The sequence below is a fragment of the Aeromonas sp. D3 genome (assembly GCF_027705025.1).
GTDB classification, from domain to species: domain Bacteria; phylum Pseudomonadota; class Gammaproteobacteria; order Enterobacterales; family Aeromonadaceae; genus Aeromonas; species Aeromonas salmonicida.
Window position 1 is genome coordinate 1 of sequence record NZ_JAPDBE010000016.1, and the last position, 25,797, is coordinate 25,797.

Below are 25,797 nucleotides of genomic sequence, written 5' to 3' on the forward strand. Positions count from 1 at the left end.
CACCTGCTTGTTCAGGCCGTCATGGAGAGCTGCACCGTCAACGAGATGGTGTTGGCCGAACAGCTTGTCGCGCGCACGCCGGACCACTCGCTGACCCTGTTCGACAAGGGGTTTTACTCCCTCGGTCTACTCCATGCCTGGCACACCACCGGCAGCGAGCGGCACTGGTTGCTGCCACTCAAAAAGGGCACGCAGTACGAGGTGGTACGCAAGCTGGGGCGCCAGGATGTACTGGTGCAGCTCAAGACCAGTCCACAGGCACGCAAGAAGTGGCCGCAACTGCCGGACACAGTGGAAGCCCGCTTGCTGACCCGCACCATCAACGGCAAAGAGCGGCAAGTGCTGACCTCAATGGTCGACCCGATGCGCTTTGTGGGCACCGACATCGTCGAGCTCTACAGCCATCGCTGGGAAATCGAGTTGGGCTATCGGGAGATGAAGCACAGCCTGCAACAACACCGGCTGACCCTGCGCAGCAAGAAGGCGACGGGGATACGGCAAGAGCTGTGGGGCGTGCTGCTGGCGTACAACCTGCTGCGCAGCCAGATGGTGAAGATGGCGGCGAGTCTAAAGGGATACACGGCAAGCCAGCTGAGCTTTCACATGGCATCGGTGTACCTCATCCATGAACTGAGTTGCATGCCGTACATGTCCCCGGGGACTATCCCGAAGCGGGTGGCGGAGCTGGAGCAGCAGGCGGGGCAGTTTGTGCTGCCGGCACGAAGGGAACGAAGTTACCCCCGCTGCGTGAAGCCAAGGCCACAGAAATACAGTGTAAAAAAAGCCAATAAAAACAATGCCAGTCAGGCTTAACTGACTGGCATTGTTTTTATTGGCTCCCTTTTTCAATCAACTTCTATGACCTCACCCGCTTTCCCCCCCTTCTTCATGGGGCTGAATACCATCTTTGCCGCCTGCCTCTGGCGTTTGTGATCCTGGCTATCGGCAACCTGCTCAAGGTGCACCACTGCGGCCGAGCCAGTGTTCACACAATAAAAATGGGAGCCAGTGGCTCCCATTTTTATGACCTGCCCGTCAGCGATGCGCCGATCAGGATGCTGCCTTGCTGGTGTGCATCCTGGCCTTTGCCATGCCGATGACCATGGGCAACAAGGAAATAAAGATGATGCCGAAGATGAGCAGCGTAAAGTTCTGACGCACCACGGGTAAATTGCCAAAGAAGTGGCCGGCATACACGAAGGAAATAACCCACAACAGCCCCCCCACCAGGTTGAATACCAGGAAGCGCGGATAGGTCATGGCACCCATGCCTGCAACGAAGGGAGCAAAGGTTCGCACGATTGGCAGGAAACGGGTGATGATAATGGTCTTGCCACCATGGCGGTCGTAAAAAGCGTGAGTCTTGTCCAGATAATCCCGACGGAAAATTTTGGAGTCAGGGTTGCGGAACAGCTGCTCGCCGAAGAAGTGGCCAATGGTGTAGTTGACCACGTTGCCCAGCACGGCAGCGATGATCAGCAGGGCCGCCAGGGTATGAACATCCAGCACACTGCCCACTGTGAGGGCACCAGCAGCAAACAGCAGTGAGTCACCCGGCAGGAAGGGAGTGACCACAAGCCCTGTCTCGCAGAAGATGATCAGGAACAGGATGGCATAAACCCAGACGCCATAGTTTTCAAAAAGTTCTCTCAAATGCACGTCAACGTGCAGAATAAAGTCAATCGCAAACAGGATCAGATCCATTTTTTCATACTCATGAAGTGAACGGCGTGGAGTCTACGCCAATGCATTCAGGGTCACAATCTTCCCATTGAGCTCTTTTTAATCAACGAAAGGCGAAGCTCAATCGATTCCCTTTTTATCCAAAAAATCATAAATAACCAACGCCTGTTCACCCCTGATTAAGGGGGAGGCTGGTTCAGTCTCGTTTATCCAGTGTCAGCCTGACATGTTCGGGCAGGCACTTCTCCCATCCCCACAACAAAAGCAGCAGCAGGGTCAGGTCATCGCACCAGCCAAGCAGGGGAACCACATCGGGGATGAGATCCACCGGGCTGAGGCCATAGAGCAGGATAAGGATCACCAGCCCCTTGGCCCACCAGGGAGTGGCAGGATGGCGAAAGCCCTGATAGAGACGGCGCATGCGCCGCCAGATGAGCCAGCGTTTGCCGTTCGGCTTATTGTTCAACTCTCGATCAACTCGTGGCGCAACTGCTGGATCTGGTCTCGCAGCGCCGCTGCCTGCTCGAACTCCAGATCCCGCGCATGCTGGAACATCTGCTCTTCCATCCGTTTGATCTCTTTTGCGATCTCGCCAGCGGAGCGAACATGGTACTCCCCTTGTGGCTCGGCAGCCTTCCGACCTCCCCTGCCCGTCTTGCCTGCACTGCGGCTGCCCCCCATGTCCATCACATCCCCCACCGACTTGTTGAGCCCTTTGGGGGTTATGCCGTGTTCGAGGTTATGGGCATGCTGCAGGGTGCGACGACGCTCCGTCTCCTCAATGGCTACTCTCATGGAGTTGGTGATGGAATCCCCGTACAGGATCACCTTGCCGTTGAGGTTGCGGGCGGCGCGGCCAATGGTCTGAATGAGGGAGCGTGTGGAGCGCAGGAAGCCCTCTTTATCCGCATCCAGGATGGCCACCAGAGAGACCTCCGGCATGTCGAGCCCCTCTCGCAGCAGGTTGATACCGACCAGCACGTCAAACTTGCCGAGGCGCAGATCGCGAATGATCTCCACCCGCTCTACGGTATCGATATCCGAGTGCAGGTAGCGCACTCTAACGTCATGATCCGCCAAATATTCGGTCAAATCCTCCGACATCCGCTTGGTGAGGGTCGTCACCAGCACCCTCTCCTCCACCGCGACCCGCAGCCGGATCTCGGAGAGCAGATCGTCCACCTGGGTGGTCACCGGGCGCACTTCTATCTCGGGATCGAGCAAACCGGTCGGGCGCACTACCTGCTGCACCACGTCATCGCCGGATTTACCCAGCTCGTAGGGACCAGGGGTAGCCGAGACAAACACCGTCTGCGGCATCAGGGCCTCGAACTCATCGAACTTGAGGGGCCGGTTGTCGAGTGCCGAGGGCAGACGAAAGCCGTACTCCACCAGCGTCTCCTTGCGGGATCTGTCCCCTTTGAACATGGCGCCGATCTGCGGCACCGTCACGTGGGATTCATCGATGATGAGCAGGCCGTCCCCTGGCAGGTAGTCAAACAGGGTGGGCGGCGGCTCCCCCGGTGCACGACCGGAGAGGTAGCGGCTGTAGTTCTCGATACCGGAGCAGTAGCCCAGCTCTTGCATCATCTCCATGTCGAACTGGGTGCGCTGGCTGATGCGCTGCTCCTCCACCAGCTTGTTGAGAGACAGCAGCTGTTCCCGGCGGCTTTTCAACTCCACCTTTATATGCTCAATGGCACCCAGAATGGTTTCGCGCGGGGTGGCATAATGGGTCTTGGGATAGATGGTGTAGCGCACCACCGTCTGCTCGATGGCACCGGTCAGGGGATCGAACTGGGAGAGCCGCTCCACCTCTTCATCAAACAGCTCCACGCGCAGCGCCAGCTTGTCCGACTCGGCGGGGTAGATGTCGATCACCTCTCCCCTCACCCGAAAGGTACCGCGCTGGAATGCCATGTCATTGCGGGTGTATTGCAGCTCGGCGAGACGACGCAGTATATCCCGCTGGTTGATCACGTCCCCGACTTTGAGGTGCAGCATCATGCTGAGGTAAGCCTGGGGGTCCCCCAGACCATAGATGGCCGACACGGACGCAACTATGATGACGTCACGCCGCTCCAGTAGCGCCTTGGTAGCCGACAACCGCATCTGCTCGATGTGATCATTGATGGAGGCATCTTTCTCGATGAAGGTGTCCGTGGTCGGTACATAAGCCTCGGGCTGGTAGTAGTCGTAGTAGGAGACGAAATACTCCACCGCATTCTCGGGGAAAAACTCTTTCATCTCGCCATAGAGCTGGGCAGCCAGCGTCTTGTTGGGGGCCATGATCATGGTGGGGCGGTTCAGGGTCGCGATCACGTTGGCCATGGTGAAGGTCTTTCCCGAACCTGTCACCCCGAGCAGGGTCTGATGGGCCAGGCCGGACTCGATGCCATCAAGCAGACGGGCGATCGCCTCTGGCTGATCCCCTGCGGGTTGAAACTGGCTGGCCAACTGAAATAACTTGCTCATGACGACTCCCGGCAAAAAACGGCAAGGAAGAAGTGTACTCCGAGTTGGGGTGGCCTGGGTATCCACTCTCCTGCCCAAGCGGCTATTGACCTCAAAAAGCGACCTCTGTATGATGCCCCTCCTTGCCTGATGTTCCCCCGTAGTTCAGTCGGTAGAACGGCGGACTGTTAATCCGTATGTCACTGGTTCAAGTCCAGTCGGGGGAGCCAATTCCTCACCATCTCGGTGCAAGTTATCCACTTTAGTGCTTTCCTCTGCCGATTTTAATGCACAAGCCGCTCACTGCGGTGACATCCCCCATTTGTCTCCCTGTCCATGCCAGCAGCGTTTTGTTCTGTTGCGCCTAACTATTTGATTTTTATAGAAACATTTTTCTTCCGGTATTTTTTGAACAGCCCTTGCAACCCAGTATTGGCGCGGCCTGCAGCCTGATCGCCAAGTTTCACACACAGGGTTATCCACAGAATCTGTGGGTAAGTCAGTCAAACCCAGTCACTGCCTAGCTTGGCAGGCCATTGCCATCGACCGGCTCCGATTTCTCTTCCCAACCTCATTTTCTGCTGTTTTTGAATGCCCCCCTAAATGGGTCGAAACACCGGCCATCAGATGCCTTTTCCAGATATCTTTTCGCTATCCCGCGAACAGTGGGTCAGCATCCGTACCTGCCCCTTGAACCGGTTCCTGACTCCTCCCCCGCTCTTCAGTCAGATATGCTGAAAAACCGCGAAACGACTCTCCCAAACAGCAGGGAATAAATTTTCAAGCAGGTCATGCGGACAAGGATCACAGATAGCAGGAATCACTAATTGACAGCGGGGCAGACAGCGCGAAATAGAGCGGATCTTCCTGGTTGCCCCGTGTTTTCCCTCAACCAAGGGGCAGCAAGGCAGCTTGCTACCGATTAATCCTCCTTTGGCGCTTCTTTATTGGTAAGGGATCCGGCACAATATCGGTCCCACTTTTTTCCTCGGTTTTTCCGGGCATGACCATAGATTTCGTGACACTGTTACATCAAAGCGACTCCCTGCTGCTGTTCGTGGTACTGGCCTTCGGCCTGTTGCTCGGCAAAGTCAGGCTCGGCAATTTCCAGATTGGCAACACCATAGGCGTGCTGTTTACCGCCCTGCTGTTCGGCCAGATGGGTTTCGAGTTCACCGCCACCACGGAGAACGTCGGCTTCATGCTGTTCATTTTCTGCGTGGGGATAGAGGCGGGGCCGCACTTTTTCAGCGTCTTCCTGCGGGACGGCATTCACTACATCACCCTCACTCTGGTGATCCTGCTGACGGCGCTGCTGCTGACAGTGGGGCTGGCCAAGTTCTTCAACCTGGGGCCAGGCATGGCCGCCGGGATCCTGGCGGGCTCGCTCACCTCAACCCCGGCCCTGGTTGGTGCGCAGGATGCCCTGCGCAGCGGCCTGCTCAACCTGCCTCACAAGACAGACATGCAGTCCGTACTCGACAACATGGGCATTGGCTATGCGCTGACCTATCTGGTCGGCCTGGTAGGCCTGATGCTGGTGGTGCGCTACCTGCCTTCACTGGCTAGGCTGGATTTGAGTACAGAAGCGCAGAAGATCGCCCGTGAACGTGGACTGTCGGACAACGAAAGCCGCAAAACCTACCTCCCCATCATCCGTGCCTATCGGGTCGGCCCCGAGCTCGCAGCCTGGATTGGTGGTCGTACTCTGCGGGAAACCGGTATCTATCCCCACACCGGCTGCTATGTGGAGCGGATCCGCCGCAACGGCATACTGGCAAGCCCGGATGGTGATGCCGTCATCCAGGAAGGGGACGAGATCGCCCTGGTAGGCTATCCGGAAAGCCACGAGAAACTCGACGTCAATTACCGCAACGGTAAAGAGGTGTTCGACCGTAACCTGCTGGATCTTCAAATAGTTACCGAAGAGATAGTGGTGAAAAACGATGGGGTAGTCGGGCGCCATCTGGTGGAGCTCAACCTCACCGAGAAAGGCTGCTTCCTCAACCGGGTGGTACGGTCCCAGATAGAGATGCCGTTTGATCGCAACATCATGCTGCAAAAGGGTGACGTGCTGCAGATCAGCGGCGAGAAGCAGCGGGTCAAGCTGCTGGCCAACAAGATCGGCTTTATCAGTATCCACAGCCAGACCACGGATCTGGTCGCCTTCACCACCTTCTTCGTGCTGGGTTTGCTGATTGGCTCCGTCTCCCTAGTATTCGGCCAGCTCGAGTTTGGTCTGGGCAACGCCGTCGGCCTGCTGCTGGCAGGGATCCTGATGGGCTACCTGCGCGCCAACCACCCCACAGTCGGCTATGTGCCGCCCGGGGCATTGCGTCTGGCCAAGGATCTGGGGCTCGCCGTCTTCATGGTGAGCACGGGTCTGAAAGCCGGTGGCGGCATCCTCGACCACCTGAGTGAAGTGGGTATGGTGGTGCTCTTTTCCGGCATGCTGGTGACCACCTTGCCGGTGCTGGTGGGCTATCTGTTCGGGGTCTGGGTGTTGAAGATGAACCCGGCACTGCTGCTGGGTGCCATCACGGGGGCCCGCACCTGCGCCCCGGCCATGGACGTGGTGAACGAAGCAGCCAACAGCTCCATTCCGGCGCTCGGTTATGCGGGTACCTATGCGGTGGCCAACGTCATGTTGACCCTGGCGGGGTCCTTCATCATCGGCTTCTGGTTCTAACGCCACATCGGATTTGCTGCAATAAAAGGGGAGCCGTTATGGTTCCCCTTCTACATTTCACGGTTTTCCCATTCCCTGTCCTCTGCCAGATACCGCAACATCTCGTGTCCGCAGCCATCCGCATCACACCTCTGCCCCAACAGGCATGCTTGACCATCTCGAACGAGACGGCTGCAGTACCACAAAATAGAGCCAATGGTGCTATCTGACACCTTGGACCAAACTCAATGAGCTAAGCAGCCCCTTGCCTGCCACTTACACTCAATGAAAAGAGTGAGGTACTCATCATGAAAAGGTTATGGATCATCCTGGGCTGGATGCTGTGCAGCCTGGCGCCGGCCACGGCGGCTGAATCGACTGCAGCGCCCGACGACGTGCCGGCGTCCCTGGCATTTAGCGCAGAGGAACTGTCCCGCCCCCTGTTTGGTGACCTCGATGACATGCTGGAACGACGCACCATCCGGGTTCTCACCACCTACAACAAGACCGGCTACTTCATCAACAAAGGGGTCCAACGGGGCGTAACCTACGATGCTTTCATGCAGGTAGAAAAACGGCTCAACGATCAGCTGCGCAAACAGAAGGCCATCAAGCGCCACCTCAAGCTGCAGTTCGTCTTCATTCCGGTGGCCCGTGAAGCCCTGCTGCAAGCCCTGATCGACGGCAAAGGTGACATAGCGGCAGCCAACCTCACCATCACGGATCAGCGCAAAAAGCAGGGTGTGGCGTTTACCAATCCCTTATTGGAAAACGTGCGGGAACTGCTGATCTCTGGGCCTCACTCACCCAGGGTGGAGAGTGTCGCCGAACTCGGCGGCCAAACTGTCCATGTGCGCCCCTCTTCAAGTTACTTCGAGAGCCTCATCGCCTATAACCAGGCCCGCAAAACCGCGGGTGAGCCCCTCATCGACATAAAGCCTGCCCCGGAATCCCTGGAAGATGAGGATCTGGTGGAGATGGTCAATGCCGGCCTGCTGCCCTTCATCATCATGGATGAGCACAAGGCTCGCTTCTGGAAGAAGATTTTTCCCGCCATCCAGATCCACGAACAACCCGCATTCCGTGAAAGGGGTGTCATCGCCTGGGCAGTACGCAAGGAAAGTCCCAAGTTGCTCGCCATGCTCAACGAGCAGATAGCAGCCCAGCGGGGTAAGGCCACAGGAGAGGACATCCTGGCCCGTTACCTCAAGCAGAACAAATTCGTCAAGAGCGCTGCCGCCGAGACTGAGCGCAAGAAATTCCTGCAGCTGGTAGATCTGTTTCGCCAGTACGGCGAGCGTTTCGATGTGGACTGGCTGCTGATCGCGGCTCAGGGCTATCAGGAGTCAGCACTCAACCACAAGGCGCGCAGCCCGGTCGGCGCCATCGGCATCATGCAGATCATGCCCGCCACCGGCAAAGGTCTGAAGGTAGGCGACGTTCGCCAGCTCGAACCCAACATCCACGGTGGCGTCAAATACATGCGCTGGATGATCGATCACTACTACGCCGACGAGCCCATGACGGCCCTCGACAAGGCCTTGTTTTCATTTGCTTCCTACAATGCCGGCCCCGCCCGGGTGGCACGACTGCGGACAGAGGCCAAGAAACGGGGACTGGATCCCAACATCTGGTTTCATAACGTCGAGTATGTGGCGGCCGAGAAAATAGGGCCAGAAACAGTGACCTACGTGGGCAACATCTACAAGTACTACATCGCCTACAAGCTGGTGATGGAGCAGCTGCAGCGCAAACAGCAGGCCACTGAAACCATCAAACAGCAGGAGACCATCGGCGACAAGGTTTCCTCAGCGGCAAAAACGTAGTGGCGACCAAGCCGCTGCCAGCACGAACCGGGCTCCCCCTTTTCAAGCGGGGAGCCCGGTGTTTTTTACCTCCAGCTCCTGGCCAGCGCGACATCAAGCCATCTTTCAGCAACAAAGCGTCTGCCCATGACCAAAATGCACAAAATGACCAGAACAGCCTTAATAGCCATTACGGTCAGATTGTTCTCCAACCCGACATGATTAATTAACCTCTTTGCAACAATCACAAGGAGTACATCATGTTGCAAGGAACCCTCAAGCGCACCCTGCTCTGCTGCCTGCTTGGCGCCAGCCTCGGCGTACAGGCCAAAATAGATGACATCCACTTTCTGATCCCGGGCGGGGCCGGCGGTGGTTGGGACAACACGGCCCGGGGGACCGGCGAGGCGCTGACCAAGTCCGGCCTCATCACCACCGCCTCCTATCAGAACATCTCGGCCGGTGGTGGCGCCAAGGCCATCGCCCACCTGATCGAGACCTCGGCCCAGTCCGACAAGACGCTGATGGTCAACTCCACCCCCATCATCGTCAAATCCCTCTCCAAGGAGTTGCCGCAGTCCTTCCGGGATCTCACGCCGGTCGCCGCCATTATTGCCGATTATCAGGCACTGGCCGTACCGCTGGACTCGCCCTATCAGAACTGGTCCCAACTGTTGGCGGCCTATGAAGCCAACCCTGCCAAGGTGAAGATAGCCGGCGGATCCGCCCGTGGCAGCCTGGATCATCTGGTGGCGGCCATGACCTTCAAGAATGGAGGGGCAGATGCCAGCAAGCTGCGCTATGTGGCCTATGATGCGGGCGGCAGCGCCATGGCCGCAGTGCTGGCGGGAGAGACACAGGTGCTCTCCACCGGTTTTGGCGAAGCGATGGAGGCGGTCAAATCCGGCCAGATGCGGATCCTTGGCGTCACAGCCCCCGAGCGGATGCCGGATGCCAGCCAGATCCCGACCTTTAGCGAGCAAGGCAATCCCACTGTGTTTGCCAACTGGCGTGGCTACTTTGCCTCCCCCACTGTCAGTGCGCAAAAATCCGCCGAGTTTGCCGCCCTGCTCAAGCAGATGTATGACAAGCCGGAGTGGGAAGTGGTCCGCGCCCGCAACAGCTGGACCAATCTCTACCAGTCCGGTCCCGAATTCACCGCCTTTCTCAACAGCCAGGAGCAGCAAATCGGCAGCCTGATGCGTGAGCTCGGCTTCATCAAATAATCCCTCAGTGGCGGGCGAGGCCCGCCCATTGGAGTCACCGTTATGCACATGACCAAGGAGCGGCTCGGGGGGCTGCTGTTTTTGCTGCTCTCCCTCGCCTATGGCTATCACGCCACCCTGATCCCCGGTTATCCCGGGGACGAGTATGAACCCTTTACCGCCAGCACCTTGCCCTATGCCCTGTCAGGCGTCGGCGCCCTGCTCTCCCTGCTGCTGATCTGTTTCCCTGGCGGAGAGAGACTGCATAAAGAAGCCGGTAACTGGCGGCTGGTATTTGCCTTGCTGCTGCTGATGCTGATCTATGGGGTGGCCCTCGGCTGGCTCGGCTTTGTCATCGCCACCACCCTGTTCCTCATCGGCGGGATCCGCTTGATGGGCGAGCGGAGCCTCTCCTTCGCCTGCAAGGTGAGTGTGCCCTTCACCCTCATTTTCTGGGCTCTGTTGACCAAGGTGCTCAATGTCTACCTCGAACCGGGTCGGCTGTTCACCTACTTGCTGGGATAAGGAAATCACATGTTAGACGGAATCTTGCAAGGCCTGGGCACCGCCATGATGCCCATCAACATCTTCATGGTGATAGTAGGCTGCTTCGTCGGCACCTTTATCGGCATGCTGCCGGGGCTGGGCCCGGTCACCGCCATCGCCCTGATGATCCCCATCACCTACGGGCTGGATCCGGCCTCCGGCATCATATTGATGGCCGGGGTCTACTACGGCTCCATGTTCGGTGGCTCCACCTCCTCCATTCTGATCAACACACCGGGTTGCTCGGCCAGCATGATCACCGCCATCGACGGCTATCCCCTGGCCTGCAAGGGCCAGGCCGGCAAGGCGCTGGCCATCGCGGCCTACGCCTCCTTCACCGGCGGCACTCTGTCGGCCATCTTCCTGATGGTGGCGGCACCGCTGCTCGCCAAGGTGTCCCTCTCCTTCCAGTCGGCGGACTACTTCGCCCTCATGGTACTGGGACTCTCCGCCGTGGCCGCCTTCGCCGGCAAGGGACAGGTACTCAAGGCGCTGATCATGGCGCTGTTTGGCATCATGCTCTCCACCGTCGGCATCGATCGCAGCGTCGGGGTGGACAGATTCACCTTCGGCCTGCCGGACTTGCGCGATGGCTTCTCCTTCCTGCTGCTGGCCATGGCCACCTTCGCCCTGGCAGAGATCCTGATGACGGTGCTGCGCCCGGGCAAAGATTCCCGTGACGAGGAGGCGAACAAGATCCAGCAACTCGGATCTCTCAAGCTGAGCAAGGCAGAAGTAAAAGAGATAGCCCCACCCATAGTGCGCTCCTCTGTGCTGGGTTTTCTCATCGGCGTGCTGCCGGGTGCCGGCGCCACCATCGCCTCTTTCATGGCCTATGGTGCCGAGCGAAACTTCTCCCGCAAAGCGAAGCGGGATGAATTCGGCAAGGGCAGCCTGACCGGCATTGCCGCGCCGGAAGCGGCCAACAATGCGGCTTCCAGTGGTGCCTTCGTGCCCCTGCTGACTCTGGGGATCCCGGGCTCGGGCACCACGGCACTGATGCTGGGGGCGCTCATCGCCTATGGCATTCAGCCGGGCCCTCGCCTCTTCATGGAGCACCCGGACGTCTTCTGGTCGGTGATCATCTCCATGTATCTGGGCAACGTGGTACTGCTGATCCTCAACCTGCCGCTTATTCCTTACCTGGCAAGGGTACTGGCAGTGCCGCGCCCCGTGCTCATTCCCATGGTACTGCTGTTCTCTCTGACCGGTGTCTATCTGGTCTCCTTCAATACCATGGACATTCATGTGATGGCACTGGTGGCGCTGATCGCCATCGGCCTGCGCCTGCTGGACTTCCCCATGGCTCCCATGCTGCTCGGCTTCATTCTGGGTGGCATGCTGGAGGACAACCTGCGCCGGGCTCTGGTCATCAACGACGGCTCCCTGAGTTTTCTGTGGGAGCGTCCCATCACCCTCGGCTTCACCCTGGTCACCCTGGTGATGCTGCTGTTGCCAATCTGGCAGTGGTGGCAGGCTCGCAGGGCGCCAGTGGAAACGCTGCACTCGGAGCCGACCTGATCCCCATGAGCTTGCAATGTAAAAGAGCGCCCAAAGGCGCTCTTTTTATGACATCAAAGATGAGTGCAGCATGCTGATGCGTCAGTGTTGGCGCTTCTGTATTGACTGATAACGGCGCTCCGGCCGCCCGACGGTGCCATATTCCAGCTCAGGGCTCGCCAGCTGCTGGCCCACCAGAAACTCCAGATAACGGCGCGCCGTGGTGCGGCTCACCCCCACACGGTTGCCTATCTCCTCGGCGCTGGCCCCAACGCTGGTCAATGCCGCCAGCACCCGTTGCAGGGTAAGCGCGTCTATCCCTTTGGGCAGGCCAGCGGCCGCCACCTGCTGCAGCGGTGTACCGAGCAGGGCATCCACCGCCTGCTGATCGATGTCTGCAAGGGCCGCCAGGGCCGCGCGGCTCTGGCAATAGTTATCAAGGGTATCCCGCAGCCGCTCGAACACCACGGGTTTGAGGATGAAGTCCACCACCCCGAGCCGCATCGCCTCCTGCAAGGCGGTCGCCTCCCGTGCGGCAGTGAGCAGGATGACATCCAGGCAGGCCCCGGCCTGACGCAGTTCACGCAGCAGGGCAAAACCCTCTCCGTCGGGCAGCCACACATCCAGCAACACCAGATCGGGTTTGAGGATGCCAATCTGCTCTCTGGCATCGAACAGGGTGAGCGCCACCCCCAGCACCTCGAAGCCCGCCAGCCGCTGAACGAAGCGGCGGTGGATCTCGGCGATGGCCGGATCATCTTCGACGATCAGGATCTTGATCACTCACACCTCCTTGGGAATGTAACAGACGACGCAACTTCCCTGCGCCGTGGCTTCGATGGTGATGGTCCCCTGCAGGGCATCCAGCGTCTTGCGCACCAGAGAGAGGCCGATGCCGTGATTCGGCTCCGTCTTGCTGCTGACCCCGCGCTCGAACAACCTGTCTGCCAGGGCAGGATCTATGCCGCCGGCTCCGTCCTCCACCTCCAGGATGAGATCCTGGCCGAGATCGCTCAACGAGACCCGGATCGGCTGGTAAGGCGCACCGTGGCGACGGGTCGCCTCGAAGGCATTGTCGATGAGATTGCCCAGCAGTGTCACCAGCTGGGAACCGCTCACACGAAGGGGAATGTCGTGCAGACGGGAATCCGGGTCTACCACCAACACCAGCCCCAGCTCGTGGGCCCTGTGATACTTGCCAAGCAACAGCCCTGCCACCTTGGGCTTGGCAATGGCCCCCATCAAGAAGCTGAGCAAGGTTTGCTCGGTAGCCGCTTCCCGTCCGATGAAGGCGAGCGCCTCCTGGGTAGCACCCAGTTCTATCATGCCGGCTATGGTGCCGAGCTGGTTGTTGTGTTCGTGGGTCTGTACCCGTAACAGGTCACTGTATGCCTGTACCTGGGAGAGCTGGGCACTGAGTTCGGCCAGCTCATCCTTGCGGCGAAAGCTCGATACGGCGCCGATCAGCTTGCCGTCCCGCACCAACGGCAGCCGGTTGACGATGAGCTGCTGGCCGTTGAGCACTATCTCTTCATCAAACTGGGGGCGCGGATCCTGAATGAGGGAGAGCATGCGGCTTTCAGGCAACAGTTGGGTGACAGGTTGGCCGATGGCCGCCCTCGCTGCCTGCTCATCGAGGCGCAGCAGCCTGATGCCATTCGGGTTGAGGGAGGTAAGCCTGCCTTGCTCATCTATGGTGAGGATCCCCTCGCGTACGGTACGCAGGGTGCAATCCAGCTCGGCATAGAGGCGCCCGATCTGCTCGGGTTCGAACCCCAGGATGGCCCGCTTGTAGCGCCGCGCCAGCCAGGCGGCAGCGGCGCTGTTGAGCAAGACGATGAGCAGGGTCATCGCCAGACCAAAGCGCAAAAAATCCTGTAGATCTGCGTCTATGTCGCGCACCAGATAACCGACCGACACCACGCCAATGACCTGTCCCATCTCGTTGCGGATCGGCCCCTTGCCGCGCACCGAGACACCGAGCGACCCCTGGGCACGGGAAATATAGGCTTCTCCTTGCAGGGCACGGGCAGGATCGTCCCCCACCATGGGCTGGCCGATGCGATCCGCATTGGGGTGCACCAGCCGCCGCGCCTTGCTGTCACCAATGACGATGTAACTGGCACCGACTTCGGCGCGGATCCGCTCAACCAGCACATTGAGCCGGGCTGTGTCGCCCCGCTTCACCCCGGCAATGACGCCGGGCTCACGGGCCACCAGCCGCGCCACGTCAAGGGCCTGATCGCCTACCTCCTGGTAGCGCTGCTCGGAAACGTAGTAGTAACTGGCCCCGCTCAGCAACACCAGTTGCAGCAGACTGACCAGACAGAGCATGAGCAGGAAGCGTCCTTGCAACCCGAGCGTCATGCCTCCTTGTCGCCTCGCAACAAGTCGAGCAGCAGGCTGCCATCGCGCAGTGCCTTGTGCACCTGTACCGAGGTGGGCTTGGTGGGATCTTCGTAGAAATGGGTGGATTCGATCTGCAGCCGCACCAGGTATTCGGCCGGCAACTGGCTGGCCAGAGACTGGTGCAGCATGGGGAACAGCAGCCGATCGGCGCGGGTTATTTCCCCCCCCAGCAGCAGCTTGCCCGGATTGAGCAGACAGATGAGGTTGGATAGCACCCGGGAGAGACGACCGGCCGCCTGATGGAGAATGTCCTGACACAGGCTGTTGCCCGCCAACGCCAGCTCGCACAACTCGCGGATGGTGACAGTTTCCGGCAAGTCATACTCCTGCATGCGCTCGCGCAGATCCCGGTATTGCGCCTCCAGCGCCTGATTGGTCACCAGGGTACAGGCGCAGCCAAAGCCGCCGCAGTAGCAGCGCTGACCATAGGGTTCGAGCTGCAGGTGGCTGAGATCGCCGAGCAGGGCCGACTCGCTCTCGATGAGCTGACCGTTGACCACCATGCCGACACCTATGTCGTTGTGGACGAACACCAGCACAGCATCGGCACAATTTTTGGCGGCACCCCACTCACGCTCGGCCTGGATCCAGGTGCGCACGTCACCACTGACCAACACGGGCACCTCGAACGCCTGTTGCAGGGTCGGACCAAGTGGCCAGTTGCGCAGATCATAGAAGGGGAAGTGTTTCACCATGCCGGAGTGACGCTCCACCTGCCCGGGTAGACAGAGGGCGATACAGGCAAGGCGCAACGCCTTCTTTGGCAGGAAACCCTCAATGGCTCGCACCAGACTGGCCAGCAGATCGGCGCGTTCCGCTTCGCTGAACGTATGACGATGACGGGCAAGAGAGCGACCGGCCAGATCGAACAGGGCCATGTCCACATAGCCACGGCCGAGGCGCATGGAGAGAAACTGGAAGCGGCGTTCGTTGATGCGCAGCAGGGTCTGACGGCGACCACGCCCCACCGAGCTTTCGCCACAGGTCACCACCAGACCGCCATCAAGCAGTTCACGGGTGATCTTGGTGATGCTGGCCGGAGAGAGGCCGGTCAAACGGGACAGATCGGTACGGGACAGCTCCTTGTGCTCCTCCAGGCTGGCGTAGACCAGGCCATAGTTGAGCTGACGGATCAAATCGATACTGCCTTTCACGATCTCATTCATAGGGTACGGGTTAACGAAAGGAACGGATGGCGGCAATTTTCCCACATTCTCTGCCGATCCCCAAATTTGCCGTCTGGAAATGACGTCCAGACGGCAAAAATGCGATCAATAACGGAATTGGGAGACTAGTTTACGCAATTTGTCACCCGTGCTGGCCAGGTCGCGGGTGGTGCTGTTGGACTCCACAGCCGCATCGGTCAGCTCGCTGACGATCTGCTGGATGGCCACCAGGTTCTTGTTGATCTCCTCCGACACCGCATGCTGCTCCTCGGCGGCGGTGGCAATCTGGATATTCATGTCGTTGATGGTGCTGACCGCCATCACCATGCTGTCGAGTGAGGTGGCGATATGGCTTGCCTCCTGTACCGTCTCCTGGCTGCGCTCCTCGCTGGCCTGCATCACGTCTACCGCCTGTTTGACGCCACTTTGCAGCCGTTGAAGCATCTCGTTGATCTCTTTGGTGCTCTGCTGGGTTCGGCCCGCCAGGGAGCGCACCTCGTCTGCAACGACCGCAAAGCCGCGCCCCTGCTCACCAGCCCGGGCTGCTTCGATAGCGGCGTTGAGCGCCAGCAGGTTGGTCTGCTCTGCAATGCCGCGAATGACCTCCACCACAGAGCCAATCTTGCCGGTTTCATGGGCCAGCTGCTCGATGACCCCGGAGGCGGTATGCACCTCCCCCACCAGCCGGTTGATGCTGTTGATGGCGGTGCCCACCACACCACGGGCGGCGTCGGACTCCCGAGCCGCGTCACTGGTGGCCGTCGCCGCGTTGGAGGCACTGGCCGCCACTTCCTGCGCGGTGGAGCTCATCTCGGTCACGGCAGTGACCACCTGATCCGTCTCTCTGCTGTGGCCCTGCATCTGATGATCATAGTGTTCGCTCAAGCTGTGCAACTTCTCCACGGCACTGAACAGATGATTGCTGGTTTCCCCCACCTGGCTCACCACCGACTGGATCCGCTCGACGAAGCGGTTGAACGCCGTGGCCAGCTGGCCAATTTCATCATTGCTCTGCACCTTGAGGCGCTGGGTCAAATCCCCCTCACCGTCTGCGATGTCATTAAGTGCCTGAACCGCATCTGCCAGCGGCCGGGTAACCCGGTTGCCTATCACCACTGTCGCCACCAGGGTGATGCCCAGTATCACCAGGATCAGCAGCACACTGCTCTGCAGGGAGTTGTGCATGTTGTTCTCGCGCTCGGTGCGTAGCGCCGCCAGCTCGTTGTCTATGTCGTCGATATAAAAGCCGGTGCCGATAATCCACTCATATTTGTCGAGCACCAGGTTGAAGGAGAGCTTGGGCGCATCCCGCCCGATAGAAGGCTTGGCGGTCCAGTATTCGGAGAAACCATCTCCCTGACGGGCGGCTTTGACGATCTCCTGGATCAGCAGCTTGCCTTTGGCATCCTTGTCCTGCCAACGGTTCTTGCCCTCCATCTCGGGACGGGTCGGCAACAAGACGGTATTGCCCTGAAAGTCGTAAACGAAGAAATAGCCATCGCTGCTGTAGCGCAGCGGCCGCAATATTTCGGCTACCTGCTTGCGCACTTCCGGGGTATCTGGCTGGTTGTAGACAGTGTCGACAGCCGTCTTGGCGAGCATCAGATAGCTGCTGAGCAGCGCCTTGCGCTCCTTGATCGCAGTCTCCCGCGCAACGATCAGATCGGCTTCGAGATCGCTCTTGGAGATCATGTAATTGCTGAGGTTGACTACCAGAGCCATCAGGAGCACGGGGACGGCTCCCAACAACAGAATTTTCTGTTTTAGCGTCATTTTTCACATCCTTGCTGCTGTTTTTATTGGTGTTCCGTTCCTACCTGACCAGTATAGGACGCTGGTCGACGGGGACCCGCTTTCGCTACAATCCCCGCACCTTTATCTATCGACCCTGATGGGCTGACACATGAACAAATGTCCTTGCGGTTCCACTCTTTCTCTCGAACTGTGCTGTGGATCACTGCACCAGGGTGCCGAGGCCCGCACACCGGAGCAGCTGATGCGCTCCCGTTACAGTGCCTTCGTGCTGGGGCTGGGCGACTATCTGGTACACAGCTGGCACCCTGATCATCTGGGTGGGTTGACGGCAGATCAACTCTCCCAGACCGACACCCGCTGGGACGGGTTGGATATCCTCGCCGCTCAGGGTGGTCCGCTGGACGACACCGGCATGGTGGAATTCAAGGCCTGGTTCCGGGAGGGAGATGAACGCCACTGCCTGCATGAGCGTTCCCGCTTCGTGCGCCATCAGGGGCGCTGGGTCTATGCCGATGGCGAGCAGGATCCGGCACCGCTGCAGGCAGGGCGCAACGACCCCTGCCCCTGTGGCAGCGGCAAAAAGTTCAAGAAGTGCTGCGGTTAAAGGCTCGACCATCACGCTTTTGGGGTGCTCGGCGCCCTTTTTCTTTGTTCGCCGGTGACGCCTGCGGCTGTCTCTTGTGACTCCCGTCACATAATGCTCATGCCCTTGTCATTTATGCGCGTTTACGAACATTAATTTGGCCCATATCAAACATTTCATCCCATGAGTAAGGGACACTGTTCCCATCTGGAAGAGATGAGACGGGCAAGAATGAAAAGAATAACCACACAAGTCGTCATCATAGGGGGTGGCGCAACCGGAGCCGGCATCATGCGCGATTGCGCACTGCGCGGCATCGACTGCATCCTGCTGGAGCGCGATGACATCGCCGCCGGCACCACGGGCCGCAACCACGGTTTACTCCACTCTGGCGCCCGCTATGCGGTGACGGATCCGGAATCCGCCCGCGAGTGCATTCAGGAAAACCGCATCCTCAAGCGGATAGCCAGCCACTGCGTCGAGGACACGGGCGGCCTCTTCGTCACCCTGCCGGAAGATGACATCCATTTTCAAAAAACCTTTATGGATGCCTGCGCCCTGGCGGGTATAGATACACGCCAGCTGGATCCGGCCGATGCGCTGCGCCTCGAGCCCAACGTCAACCCGGCCCTGATAGGGGCTATTCAAGTACCGGACGGCACTGTGGATCCTTTCCGCCTCGCCGCCGCCAACGTACTGGATGCCAAGGAACACGGCGCGCGCATTTTCACCCACAGCAAGGTGCTGGGGCTGCTGCGCAATCAGGACAGGGTCTATGGCGTCAAGGCCATCAACACCCGCACCGGTGAAGCCTTCGAGGTGGAGGCCCAGGAGGTGGTGAACGCTGCCGGGATCTGGGGCCAACAGATCTGCGAGTACGCCGATCTCGGCATCCGCATGTTCCCGGCCAAGGGGTCGTTGCTCATCATGGATTACCGCATCAATCAGATGGTGCTCAACCGCGCTCGCAAACCGGCGGATGCGGACATACTGGTGCCTGGCGATACCATCTCCCTCATCGGCACCACCTCAAGCCGCATCGACTATCACAAGATTGACCAGCTCACTGTGGATCCGGACGAGGTGGAGGTGCTGCTGCGTGAGGGGATCAAGCTCGCCCCCATCATGGCCCGCACCCGTCTGCTGCGCGCCTACGCCGGGGTTCGCCCCCTGGTGGCGGTGGATGGCGACGAGACAGGCCGCAACATCAGCCGCGGCATAGTGCTGCTGGATCATGCCGAGCGCGACGGACTACAGGGTTTCAACACCATCACCGGCGGCAAGCTGATGACCTACCGGCTGATGGCCGAGTGGGCCACCGACCTTATCGCCAGGAAGATAGGCAACACCAAGCCGTGCCGCACCGCCGAACTCAGCCTGCCCGGCTCGCGGGATCCGGAGAAAGTCTCCGCCCCCGGTCTGTCGGCCCCGGCAGAAGGCTCGGCCCAGTATCGCCACGGCGAGCGGGTCATCGCCTTCTTTCGTGACAACCCCAAGGCCAACGCCCTCATCTGCGAATGCGAGATGGTGACAGCCGGCGAAATCGAATACGCCCTGCGGGAGCTGGACGTGGACAACCTGGTGGATCTGCGCCGCCGCACGCGCCTCGGCATGGGCCCCTGTCAGGGAGAGCTGTGCGCCTACCGGGCCGCCGGTCTGATGCAGGAGTATGGCAAGGCCGATGGCCGCGAGGCCTGTGTCATGTTGCGCCAGTTCCTGGAAGAGCGTTACAAGGGTACCCGCCCCGTGCTGTGGGGCGATGCCCTGCGGGAAGCGGAATTTACCTACTGGATCTACGAAGGGCTGTTTGGTCTGGGAGAGTGGACGGCGCCCCATCTGGTGGCCGAGCCCCCCTTTCCCCTCGCCCCTGTGACCAGGACAGAGGATCACAACCAGGCCCCATTGACTCAAGGAGTGCAGTCATGAAATTCGACAGTATCGTGATAGGTGGCGGCATGGCGGGTCTCTCGGCGGCGCTGCGCCTCGCCGAAGCGGGTCAGAAGACACTGCTGATGGCCTCTGGCCAGAGTGCCCTGCACTTCTCTTCCGGCTCCATCGACCTGCTGGAGAGCGAGGGGGATCCCCGCGCCGCCCTGCCCGCCTTCATGGCGGAGCACCCGGATCACCCTTACAGCAAAGTAGGCCTGACCAACATAGAGGCGAGCCTTGCAGATCTGCAGCGCCACTGCCACGAGCAGGGGCTGCCCCTGTTTCGCCAGGAGACCAACCACCAGCGGCTGACCCCCATAGGCACCCTGAAATCCACCTGGCTGTCGCCCCACACCTGCGCCTGCCAGACGGATACGCCGGCTCCCGATGCCATCTTGCTGGCGACCCTGGAAGGGTTTCGCGACTTTCACCCGGCGCTCGCGGCCGCCAATCTGGCGACCCATCCGCGCTTCGCCCACTGTCGCATCATGACAGGGGAAATTCGCCTGCCCCAGCTCGCCGAGTTCAGCCGCAATCCCCACGAGTTTCGCTCCGCCGACATAGCCCGCCTGTTTGACAAACAAAAGGGCGACCAGCCCGCTCTGCTGGCAGATCTGGCCCGCGAAATCTGCCGCATGGTGCACGAGAGCAGCGATCCTGGCTGCCGCCATGTGGTGCTGCCCGCCTGCCTGTCACTGGGGCTGGTCGGCCCCCGTCTGGCGGAACTGGAAAAACGCACCGGCTGCACCATCAAGGAAGTGGCGACCATGCCGCCGTCGCTCATCGGCATGCGGATGCAAGAGGCGCTCAAGCGTCGCTTCCAGGCCCTGGGCGGTACCTTCCTCACCAGCGAGCGGGTGCTCGGCGCCCGTTACGAGGGGGACAAGGTGCTCGGTGTACACAGCCAGAACGGCGACGATCAGCTGTTTGAAGCGGATCACTTCGTGCTCGCCTCCGGCAGCTTCTTCAGCCGCGGCCTCGAATCCCGTCTGCGCGGCATTCGCGAGCCCATCTTCGACGCCGATGTGCTGAGTCTGGAGGAGCGCGATGCCTGGGCCGGTCGCCGCCTGTTCGACCACCACCCCTTCATGGGCTTCGGGGTCAAGACCGACGACATGCTCAGAGTGATGCGCGGCGGCAAACCGCTCACCAACCTCTATGGCGCGGGCAGCGTGCTGGCTCACTATGACCCCATCAAAGAGGGCTCCGGCTCCGGCGTGGCGGTTGCCACCGGCTGGCAGGCCGCCGGCCATATTCTGGGCGCGGCCCAATGATTACTTCGTCCCATATCCCGTGTCTTCATCATCGCCGGGAGGAGAACTGACATGCTACTTGATCACGCCAACCAAACCTTCGATCAGTGCATCAAATGCACCGTCTGCACCGCCTACTGCCCTGTGGCAAAGGCCAACCCCGCCTACCCCGGCCCCAAACAGGCGGGCCCGGATGGCGAGCGGCTGCGGATCAAGAGCCCGGAGCTGTTCGATAGCGCCCTCAAATACTGTACCAACTGCAAGCGCTGTGAAGTCGCCTGCCCGAGCGGCGTGCGCATCGGCGACATCATCGCCAAGGCCAAAGACAAGTACAGCGGCTTCAAACCCGGAATCCGCGAGTTCGTGCTCTCCCACACCGACCTGATGGGCAGCATGTCCACCCTGATGGCCCCCGTGGTCAACTTCACCACCGGCCTCAAGCCCATGAAGCTGGTGCTGGACAAGGCGCTGGGGGTCTCCTCCCACCGTGACCTGCCCAAATATTCCCAGGGCACCTTCCGCGGCTGGTACAAGAAGCAGAAAGCCAGCCAGGCCCAATATGAGCGCCAGATAGCCTATTTCCACGGCTGCTACGTCAACTACAACCACCCGCAGCTCGGCAAAGAGCTGGTGCAGGTGCTCAACGCCATGAACATAGGCGTGCAGTTGCTGGAGCGGGAGAAGTGCTGCGGCGTACCGCTGATTGCCAACGGCTTCATGGACAAGGCCAAGCAGCAGGCGGCTTTCAACATCAGGCAGCTTGAGAACACGCTGCTGGGCAACGAGATGCCGCTGCTGGCCACCTCCTCCACCTGCGGCTTCACTCTGCGGGACGAATACCCCCACCTGCTGGAGCAGGACAATCACAAGGTGCGGGATCGCATCTCGCTGGTGACCCGCTTCCTGTGGAACGAGTTTTACAAGGGCAACAAACCGGCCATGAAGCCGCTCAATCTGCACATCGCCTACCATACCCCCTGCCACATGGAGAAGATGGGCGGCGTCATCTATACCCTCGAATTGCTGCGCGCCATTCCCGGGGTCAAGGTGACGGTACTGGAGTCCCAGTGCTGCGGCATCGCCGGCACCTACGGTTTCAAGTCGGAGAACTACGAAACCAGCCAGGCCATAGGTGAAGGGTTGTTTGATCAGATAAATCGCCTCAAGCCTGATCTGGTCATCACCGACTGCGAGACCTGCAAGTGGCAGATCGAGATGAGCACAGAGTTTCGCTGTGAACATCCCATCCACTTGCTTGCCCAGGCGCTGGCATAAGAGAGCACAGTGACAGGTGGATATAGAGATGAGCACTCCGACTTCCCGCTGTGAACATCCCATACTACTGCTTGCCCGGGCGCTGGCATAAGGAACCACAGTGGGGGATGCAACACGCTGATGGATACAGAGATGAGCACTCCGATTTCCCGCTGTGAGCATCCCGTCCATCTGCTGGCCCAGGCCCTGGTCTGATCGCAGATCACCCAGACAGACACGCAACGAGCCGGCCCATGCCGGCTCTTTCATTTCAGCAAGTTCATCAAACGTACCCGGTGCGAATAAACTGCCGCGAATGACAGGCAGAGGCGAGATGATTGAATCTGGTTCTCCTGTGCCTCTCACCGGGTTCAAAACCCACCCAAATACAGAATAAATATTCACCGACGAATCTATACCCATAAATAGATAAGTCACATGATCGATTTCAAGCCAACCCTTGCCACATCAGGCATACCAACCAACATTGCCAACAGGGCACAACGTCATGCTGGCAAAGCGCGTCAATAAGTTGAGTTTTCTCATTATTTAACCGGGATCTCATTTCCGGCACTTGCTCCCCCAGGCAATTGATCTAGCGCAAGCTCAGTCCTGATAAATCATCATCCATTTTACCCATTTGGTAATATCCAACCCGAGCAATCGCATAATTACATGGGTTTTATTCACTAATAACAATTAATCGGCCTGCCTGCTCCTGCCTAGTGCGGGGGCTGATGCCCACATCCAGGATGGAACGGTCAGGCTTGGCAATGAGATCGATTCGGGAGTGATGATCGTGAGTTCACACAACAGACTGACCAGACTGGGCCTTGCCGCCCTGCTGCTTACCACCTGCTTTGGCGCCAGCGGCTTGGCACAGGCCGATGAGGCCACCACCCCCAAGGGCAAGATAGAGGCACGCAGCGAGCTGTTCGCCAAGGATCACGTCGACCAGTTCAGCAGCTGGAAAGAGACCAGCGAGAGCGCGATGCGCACCGATGCCCTGGCCGAAGATCCGCAGATGGTGGTGCTGTGGGGGGGTTATCCCTTCTCCAAGGATTACAACAAGCCCCGCGGCCATTTCTATGCCCTGACCGACGTACGGGAAACCCTGCGCACCGGTGCTCCCAAGACCGCCGAGGATGGCCCCCTGCCCATGGCCTGCTGGAGCTGCAAAGGCCCGGATGTGGCCCGCGTCATCGATGAAAAAGGCGAAGATGGCTACTTCAAGGGCATGTGGGCCAAGGGTGGCCCGGAAATCGTCAACACCATAGGCTGCGCCGACTGCCACGACACGGCGTCGAAAGAGTTCAAGGAGGGCAAACCCGCCCTGCACCTCTCCCGTCCCTATGCCGACCGCGCCATGACCGCCATCGGCAAGCCGTTCAAGGAGCAGGGTCGTTTCGATCAGCAATCCCAGGTGTGTGGCCAATGCCACGTGGAGTACTACTTCAGCGGCCCCACCAAGGCGGTGAAATTCCCCTGGGACAAGGGCACCACGGTTGAGCAGATGGAGCAGTACTACGACGAGATTGGTTTCGCCGACTGGACCCACGCCCTCTCCAAGACCCCCATGCTCAAGGCCCAGCACCCTGAATACGAGACCTGGCGCGCCGGCATTCACGGCCAGAACAACGTCGCCTGTGTCGACTGCCACATGCCCAAGGTGCAAAACGAGCAGGGCAAGGTCTACACGGATCACAAGGTCGGCAACCCCTTCGATCGCTTCGAGCAGACCTGCCGCAACTGCCATACCCAGAGCAAGGAGATGCTGCAAGGCATAGTCCAGCAGCGCAAGGATGCGGTGACCGAGATCAAGTTGAAGGTCGAGAAGCAGCTGGTGCACGCCCACTTCGAGGCCAAGGCGGCCTGGGATGCAGGCGCCACCGAGGCGCAGATGAAAGACATACTGCAAGACATCCGTCACGCCCAATGGCGCTGGGACTTCTCCATCGCTTCCCACGGGGTGCAGATGCACGCCCCGGAAGTGGCACTGCGCATGCTGGGCACAGCTCTGGATAAAGCCGCCGATGCCCGCACCAAGCTGGCACGCCTCTTGGCGACCAAGGGGATAAGCCACGAGATCGCCCTGCCGGACATCTCCACCAAGGAGAAGGCGCAAGCCGCCCTTGGCATGGACATGAAACAGATGAACTCAGACAAGGCCCAGTTCCTCAAGACCACAGTTCCCGCCTGGGATGCCGAGGCCAAGGCGGCCGGACGGCTGGCACAGTAACGGCGCCTGCGGGCCCGGCCCCAAGTCGGGCCCGCAGCTGATGGAGGCTTCCAATGGGTGATTTAACAATGGATTTTTTACGACTGATGCTGATGGCAGCCATGCTGCTCACCAGCCTGCAGGGACAGGCGGGCGACGCCGCGAGCGCGCCCGCCGCCATGCCCGCGACGCATGAAGTGGAATTTTTACGCAGCCCCGACAAGGCCTGCACCGACTGCCACAAAGAGCAGGCAAGCGGCATGCACGGCAAACATGGCCAGGCAACCAACCCCAACAACCTGGCGCCGGTCACCTGCACCAACTGCCACGGCCAGCCCTCCCCCCAGCACAGGGAAGGGGTCAAGGATGTGATGCGGTTCAGTGACAGCTTCAACTCTCCGCAAGGCAAGGAAGCTTACCCCATCGCCGAGCAGAACGGGGTATGCATGAGCTGCCACGAACCCAAGCCATTGCGCGAGGCGCTTTGGGCTCACGACGTACACGCCACCAGGCTCACCTGCACCAGCTGCCATGCGCTGCACCCGGTCAAGGAGCCCATGGTGGGCATACCGGAAAAGTCCCGCATCAAGCTCTGCGTCGATTGCCACAGCAAGCAGCATGAGGCCAAGGCAACCGCTCAGCAGGCGAGCGTGAGCAAGGAGGCACAATGAGCTGCTCTCGTCGTGACTTTATGGCGGGCATGAGCGCGGGGGCGCTGATCATGATGACGGGCCCCGTGCACGCCAGCGCGGCCATCCTCGCCCACAGCCAGACCATAGACGGGGTACGCTACGGCATGATCCATGACGAGGCGGCCTGCATCGGCTGTACCGCCTGCATGGATGCCTGCCGGGAGGTGAACCAGGTGCCGGAAGGGGTCTCGCGGCTCGAGATCATCCGCTCCGGCCCCATAGGCACATTCCCCGATGCCGAGTACCACTTCTTTCGCAAGTCCTGCCAGCACTGCGACAACGCACCCTGCGTGCATGTCTGCCCGACCGGTGCCTCCCATATCCGCAAGGAGGATGGCATCGTTGATGTGGACCCGGACTTGTGCGTCGGCTGCATGTACTGTCTGGCCGCCTGCCCCTATCAGGTGCGCTTTATCAACCCTGTGACCAAGGTCGCGGACAAGTGCGACTTTTGCCGCAAGACCAATCTGGCGGCGGGCAAGGAGCCGGCGTGTGTAGAGTCCTGCCCCACCAAGGCGCTGGTGTTCGGCAATCTGGATGACCCAAATAGCCCCATCGCCAAACGACTGGTGAAGGAGACCACCTATCGCTACAAGCAGGCGCTCGGCACCTCGCCCAAGATGTACCGTGTGCCCAAAGGGGAGATAACGTCATGACCATGCAAGTGGCAGTAACCC

20 protein-coding genes and 1 tRNA gene are annotated in these 25,797 nt (G+C 59.8%); 14 read left to right on the forward strand and 7 right to left on the reverse strand.

Features of this window, described 5'->3' with window-relative positions; translation table 11 throughout:
- Positions 1-813, forward strand: an 813-nt coding sequence (locus OKC28_RS11145) for an IS4 family transposase (protein ID WP_270689228.1), incomplete at its 5' end; no start/stop codon positions are given.
- A 237-nt stretch (positions 814-1,050) separates the two neighbouring features.
- Here OKC28_RS11145 and OKC28_RS11150 read toward each other — a convergent pair.
- From OKC28_RS11150 to uvrB, 3 genes are all read right to left on the reverse strand, one after another.
- Entirely contained in the window at positions 1,051-1,704 is a 654-nt protein-coding gene (locus OKC28_RS11150; protein WP_256688254.1) for a DedA family protein, read from the reverse strand.
- 175 nt (positions 1,705-1,879) lie between these two features.
- Complete coding sequence (locus OKC28_RS11155) at positions 1,880-2,104, reverse strand: YkvA family protein (protein ID WP_087757344.1); 225 nt, start codon at positions 2,102-2,104, stop codon at positions 1,880-1,882.
- 41 nt (positions 2,105-2,145) lie between these two features.
- The gene (gene uvrB / locus OKC28_RS11160) at positions 2,146-4,158 is read right to left on the reverse strand and encodes an excinuclease ABC subunit UvrB (RefSeq protein WP_021138262.1); all 2,013 of its coding nucleotides are present in this window, start codon (positions 4,156-4,158) and stop codon (positions 2,146-2,148) included.
- A gap of 133 nt (positions 4,159-4,291) precedes the next feature.
- Between uvrB and OKC28_RS11165 the strand changes: the two genes are divergently transcribed.
- The 6 genes from OKC28_RS11165 to OKC28_RS11190 all read left to right on the forward strand — a co-directional run bounded on the left by OKC28_RS11165 (position 4,292) and on the right by OKC28_RS11190 (position 11,882).
- Positions 4,292-4,367, forward strand: a tRNA-Asn gene (locus tag OKC28_RS11165).
- Between the two features lie 773 nt (positions 4,368-5,140).
- Positions 5,141-6,826, forward strand: a complete 1,686-nt coding sequence (locus tag OKC28_RS11170; protein ID WP_021138261.1) for an aspartate:alanine antiporter — start codon at positions 5,141-5,143, stop codon at positions 6,824-6,826.
- A 287-nt stretch (positions 6,827-7,113) separates the two neighbouring features.
- On the forward strand, positions 7,114-8,631 hold the full coding sequence (locus OKC28_RS11175) for a lytic transglycosylase F (RefSeq protein ID WP_256688253.1): 1,518 nt from the start codon (positions 7,114-7,116) through the stop codon (positions 8,629-8,631).
- Positions 8,632-8,870: 239 nt separating this feature from the next.
- Positions 8,871-9,836: a tripartite tricarboxylate transporter substrate binding protein gene (locus OKC28_RS11180; RefSeq protein WP_256688252.1), complete on the forward strand. Its 966-nt coding sequence runs from the start codon at positions 8,871-8,873 to the stop codon at positions 9,834-9,836.
- A gap of 42 nt (positions 9,837-9,878) precedes the next feature.
- Positions 9,879-10,340 carry a tripartite tricarboxylate transporter TctB family protein gene (locus OKC28_RS11185; RefSeq protein WP_256688251.1) on the forward strand — a complete coding sequence of 154 codons (462 nt, stop codon included), beginning with the start codon at positions 9,879-9,881 and terminating at the stop codon, positions 10,338-10,340.
- Positions 10,341-10,349: 9 nt separating this feature from the next.
- On the forward strand, positions 10,350-11,882 hold the full coding sequence (locus tag OKC28_RS11190) for a tripartite tricarboxylate transporter permease (protein ID WP_256688250.1): 1,533 nt from the start codon (positions 10,350-10,352) through the stop codon (positions 11,880-11,882).
- 81 nt (positions 11,883-11,963) lie between these two features.
- On the opposite strand, the gene OKC28_RS11195 is transcribed toward OKC28_RS11190, so the two are convergent.
- The 4 genes from OKC28_RS11195 to OKC28_RS11210 form a co-directional block, all read right to left on the reverse strand.
- Complete coding sequence (locus OKC28_RS11195; RefSeq protein ID WP_256688249.1) at positions 11,964-12,644, reverse strand: response regulator; 681 nt, start codon at positions 12,642-12,644, stop codon at positions 11,964-11,966.
- Positions 12,645-14,228 (reverse strand): ATP-binding protein, encoded by a 1,584-nt coding sequence (locus OKC28_RS11200; protein WP_256688248.1) that lies wholly within the window; start codon positions 14,226-14,228, stop codon positions 12,645-12,647.
- Positions 14,225-15,436, reverse strand: coding sequence for an ROK family transcriptional regulator (locus OKC28_RS11205; RefSeq protein ID WP_256688247.1), 1,212 nt, complete (start codon positions 15,434-15,436; stop codon positions 14,225-14,227). The genes OKC28_RS11200 and OKC28_RS11205 overlap by 4 nt, the downstream gene beginning before the upstream one ends.
- Before the next feature lie 105 nt (positions 15,437-15,541).
- Complete coding sequence (locus OKC28_RS11210) at positions 15,542-17,209, reverse strand: methyl-accepting chemotaxis protein (protein ID WP_256688246.1); 1,668 nt, start codon at positions 17,207-17,209, stop codon at positions 15,542-15,544.
- Between the two features lie 130 nt (positions 17,210-17,339).
- On the opposite strand from OKC28_RS11210, the gene OKC28_RS11215 reads away from it, so the two are divergent.
- The 7 genes from OKC28_RS11215 (at position 17,340) to nrfC (ending at position 25,776) form a co-directional block, all read left to right on the forward strand.
- Positions 17,340-17,795, forward strand: coding sequence for a YchJ family protein (locus OKC28_RS11215; RefSeq protein ID WP_081100689.1), 456 nt, complete (start codon positions 17,340-17,342; stop codon positions 17,793-17,795).
- Between the two features lie 210 nt (positions 17,796-18,005).
- A complete protein-coding gene (gene glpA / locus OKC28_RS11220; RefSeq protein ID WP_256688245.1) occupies positions 18,006-19,700 on the forward strand; it encodes an anaerobic glycerol-3-phosphate dehydrogenase subunit A in 1,695 nt (564 codons plus the stop codon).
- The gene (gene glpB, locus OKC28_RS11225; protein WP_256688244.1) at positions 19,697-20,977 is read left to right on the forward strand and encodes a glycerol-3-phosphate dehydrogenase subunit GlpB; all 1,281 of its coding nucleotides are present in this window, start codon (positions 19,697-19,699) and stop codon (positions 20,975-20,977) included. The genes glpA and glpB overlap by 4 nt, the downstream gene beginning before the upstream one ends.
- A gap of 51 nt (positions 20,978-21,028) precedes the next feature.
- Positions 21,029-22,231, forward strand: coding sequence for an anaerobic glycerol-3-phosphate dehydrogenase subunit GlpC (glpC, locus tag OKC28_RS11230; protein WP_256688243.1), 1,203 nt, complete (start codon positions 21,029-21,031; stop codon positions 22,229-22,231).
- A 772-nt stretch (positions 22,232-23,003) separates the two neighbouring features.
- Positions 23,004-24,449, forward strand: coding sequence for an ammonia-forming nitrite reductase cytochrome c552 subunit (gene nrfA / locus OKC28_RS11235; protein WP_256688242.1), 1,446 nt, complete (start codon positions 23,004-23,006; stop codon positions 24,447-24,449).
- Between the two features lie 53 nt (positions 24,450-24,502).
- On the forward strand, positions 24,503-25,099 hold the full coding sequence (gene nrfB / locus OKC28_RS11240; protein ID WP_256688241.1) for a cytochrome c nitrite reductase pentaheme subunit: 597 nt from the start codon (positions 24,503-24,505) through the stop codon (positions 25,097-25,099).
- The gene (gene nrfC / locus OKC28_RS11245; protein ID WP_256688240.1) at positions 25,096-25,776 is read left to right on the forward strand and encodes a cytochrome c nitrite reductase Fe-S protein; all 681 of its coding nucleotides are present in this window, start codon (positions 25,096-25,098) and stop codon (positions 25,774-25,776) included. The genes nrfB and nrfC overlap by 4 nt, the downstream gene beginning before the upstream one ends.
- The last annotated feature ends 21 nt before the right edge of the window (positions 25,777-25,797 follow it).

Excerpts from the sequence above, each read along its gene's own strand:
- OKC28_RS11185 (WP_256688251.1), top strand. The coding sequence starts at position 9,879 with ATGCACATGACCAAGGAGCGGCTCGGGGGGCTGCTGTTTTTGCTGCTC.
- OKC28_RS11170 (WP_021138261.1), top strand. The coding sequence starts at position 5,141 with ATGACCATAGATTTCGTGACACTGTTACATCAAAGCGACTCCCTGCTG.
- OKC28_RS11150 (WP_256688254.1), bottom strand. The coding sequence starts at position 1,704 with ATGGATCTGATCCTGTTTGCGATTGACTTTATTCTGCACGTTGACGTG.
- OKC28_RS11180 (WP_256688252.1), top strand. The coding sequence starts at position 8,871 with ATGTTGCAAGGAACCCTCAAGCGCACCCTGCTCTGCTGCCTGCTTGGC.
- glpA (WP_256688245.1), top strand. The coding sequence starts at position 18,006 with ATGAAAAGAATAACCACACAAGTCGTCATCATAGGGGGTGGCGCAACC.
- glpB (WP_256688244.1), top strand. The coding sequence starts at position 19,697 with ATGAAATTCGACAGTATCGTGATAGGTGGCGGCATGGCGGGTCTCTCG.
- OKC28_RS11210 (WP_256688246.1), bottom strand. The coding sequence starts at position 17,209 with ATGACGCTAAAACAGAAAATTCTGTTGTTGGGAGCCGTCCCCGTGCTC.
- nrfA (WP_256688242.1), top strand. The coding sequence starts at position 23,004 with ATGATCGTGAGTTCACACAACAGACTGACCAGACTGGGCCTTGCCGCC.
- OKC28_RS11215 (WP_081100689.1), top strand. The coding sequence starts at position 17,340 with ATGAACAAATGTCCTTGCGGTTCCACTCTTTCTCTCGAACTGTGCTGT.
- glpC (WP_256688243.1), top strand. The coding sequence starts at position 21,029 with ATGCTACTTGATCACGCCAACCAAACCTTCGATCAGTGCATCAAATGC.
- OKC28_RS11175 (WP_256688253.1), top strand. The coding sequence starts at position 7,114 with ATGAAAAGGTTATGGATCATCCTGGGCTGGATGCTGTGCAGCCTGGCG.
- uvrB (WP_021138262.1), bottom strand. The coding sequence starts at position 4,158 with ATGAGCAAGTTATTTCAGTTGGCCAGCCAGTTTCAACCCGCAGGGGAT.
- OKC28_RS11200 (WP_256688248.1), bottom strand. The coding sequence starts at position 14,228 with ATGACGCTCGGGTTGCAAGGACGCTTCCTGCTCATGCTCTGTCTGGTC.
- OKC28_RS11205 (WP_256688247.1), bottom strand. The coding sequence starts at position 15,436 with ATGAATGAGATCGTGAAAGGCAGTATCGATTTGATCCGTCAGCTCAAC.
- nrfB (WP_256688241.1), top strand. The coding sequence starts at position 24,503 with ATGGGTGATTTAACAATGGATTTTTTACGACTGATGCTGATGGCAGCC.
- OKC28_RS11155 (WP_087757344.1), bottom strand. The coding sequence starts at position 2,104 with ATGCGCCGTCTCTATCAGGGCTTTCGCCATCCTGCCACTCCCTGGTGG.
- nrfC (WP_256688240.1), top strand. The coding sequence starts at position 25,096 with ATGAGCTGCTCTCGTCGTGACTTTATGGCGGGCATGAGCGCGGGGGCG.
- OKC28_RS11190 (WP_256688250.1), top strand. The coding sequence starts at position 10,350 with ATGTTAGACGGAATCTTGCAAGGCCTGGGCACCGCCATGATGCCCATC.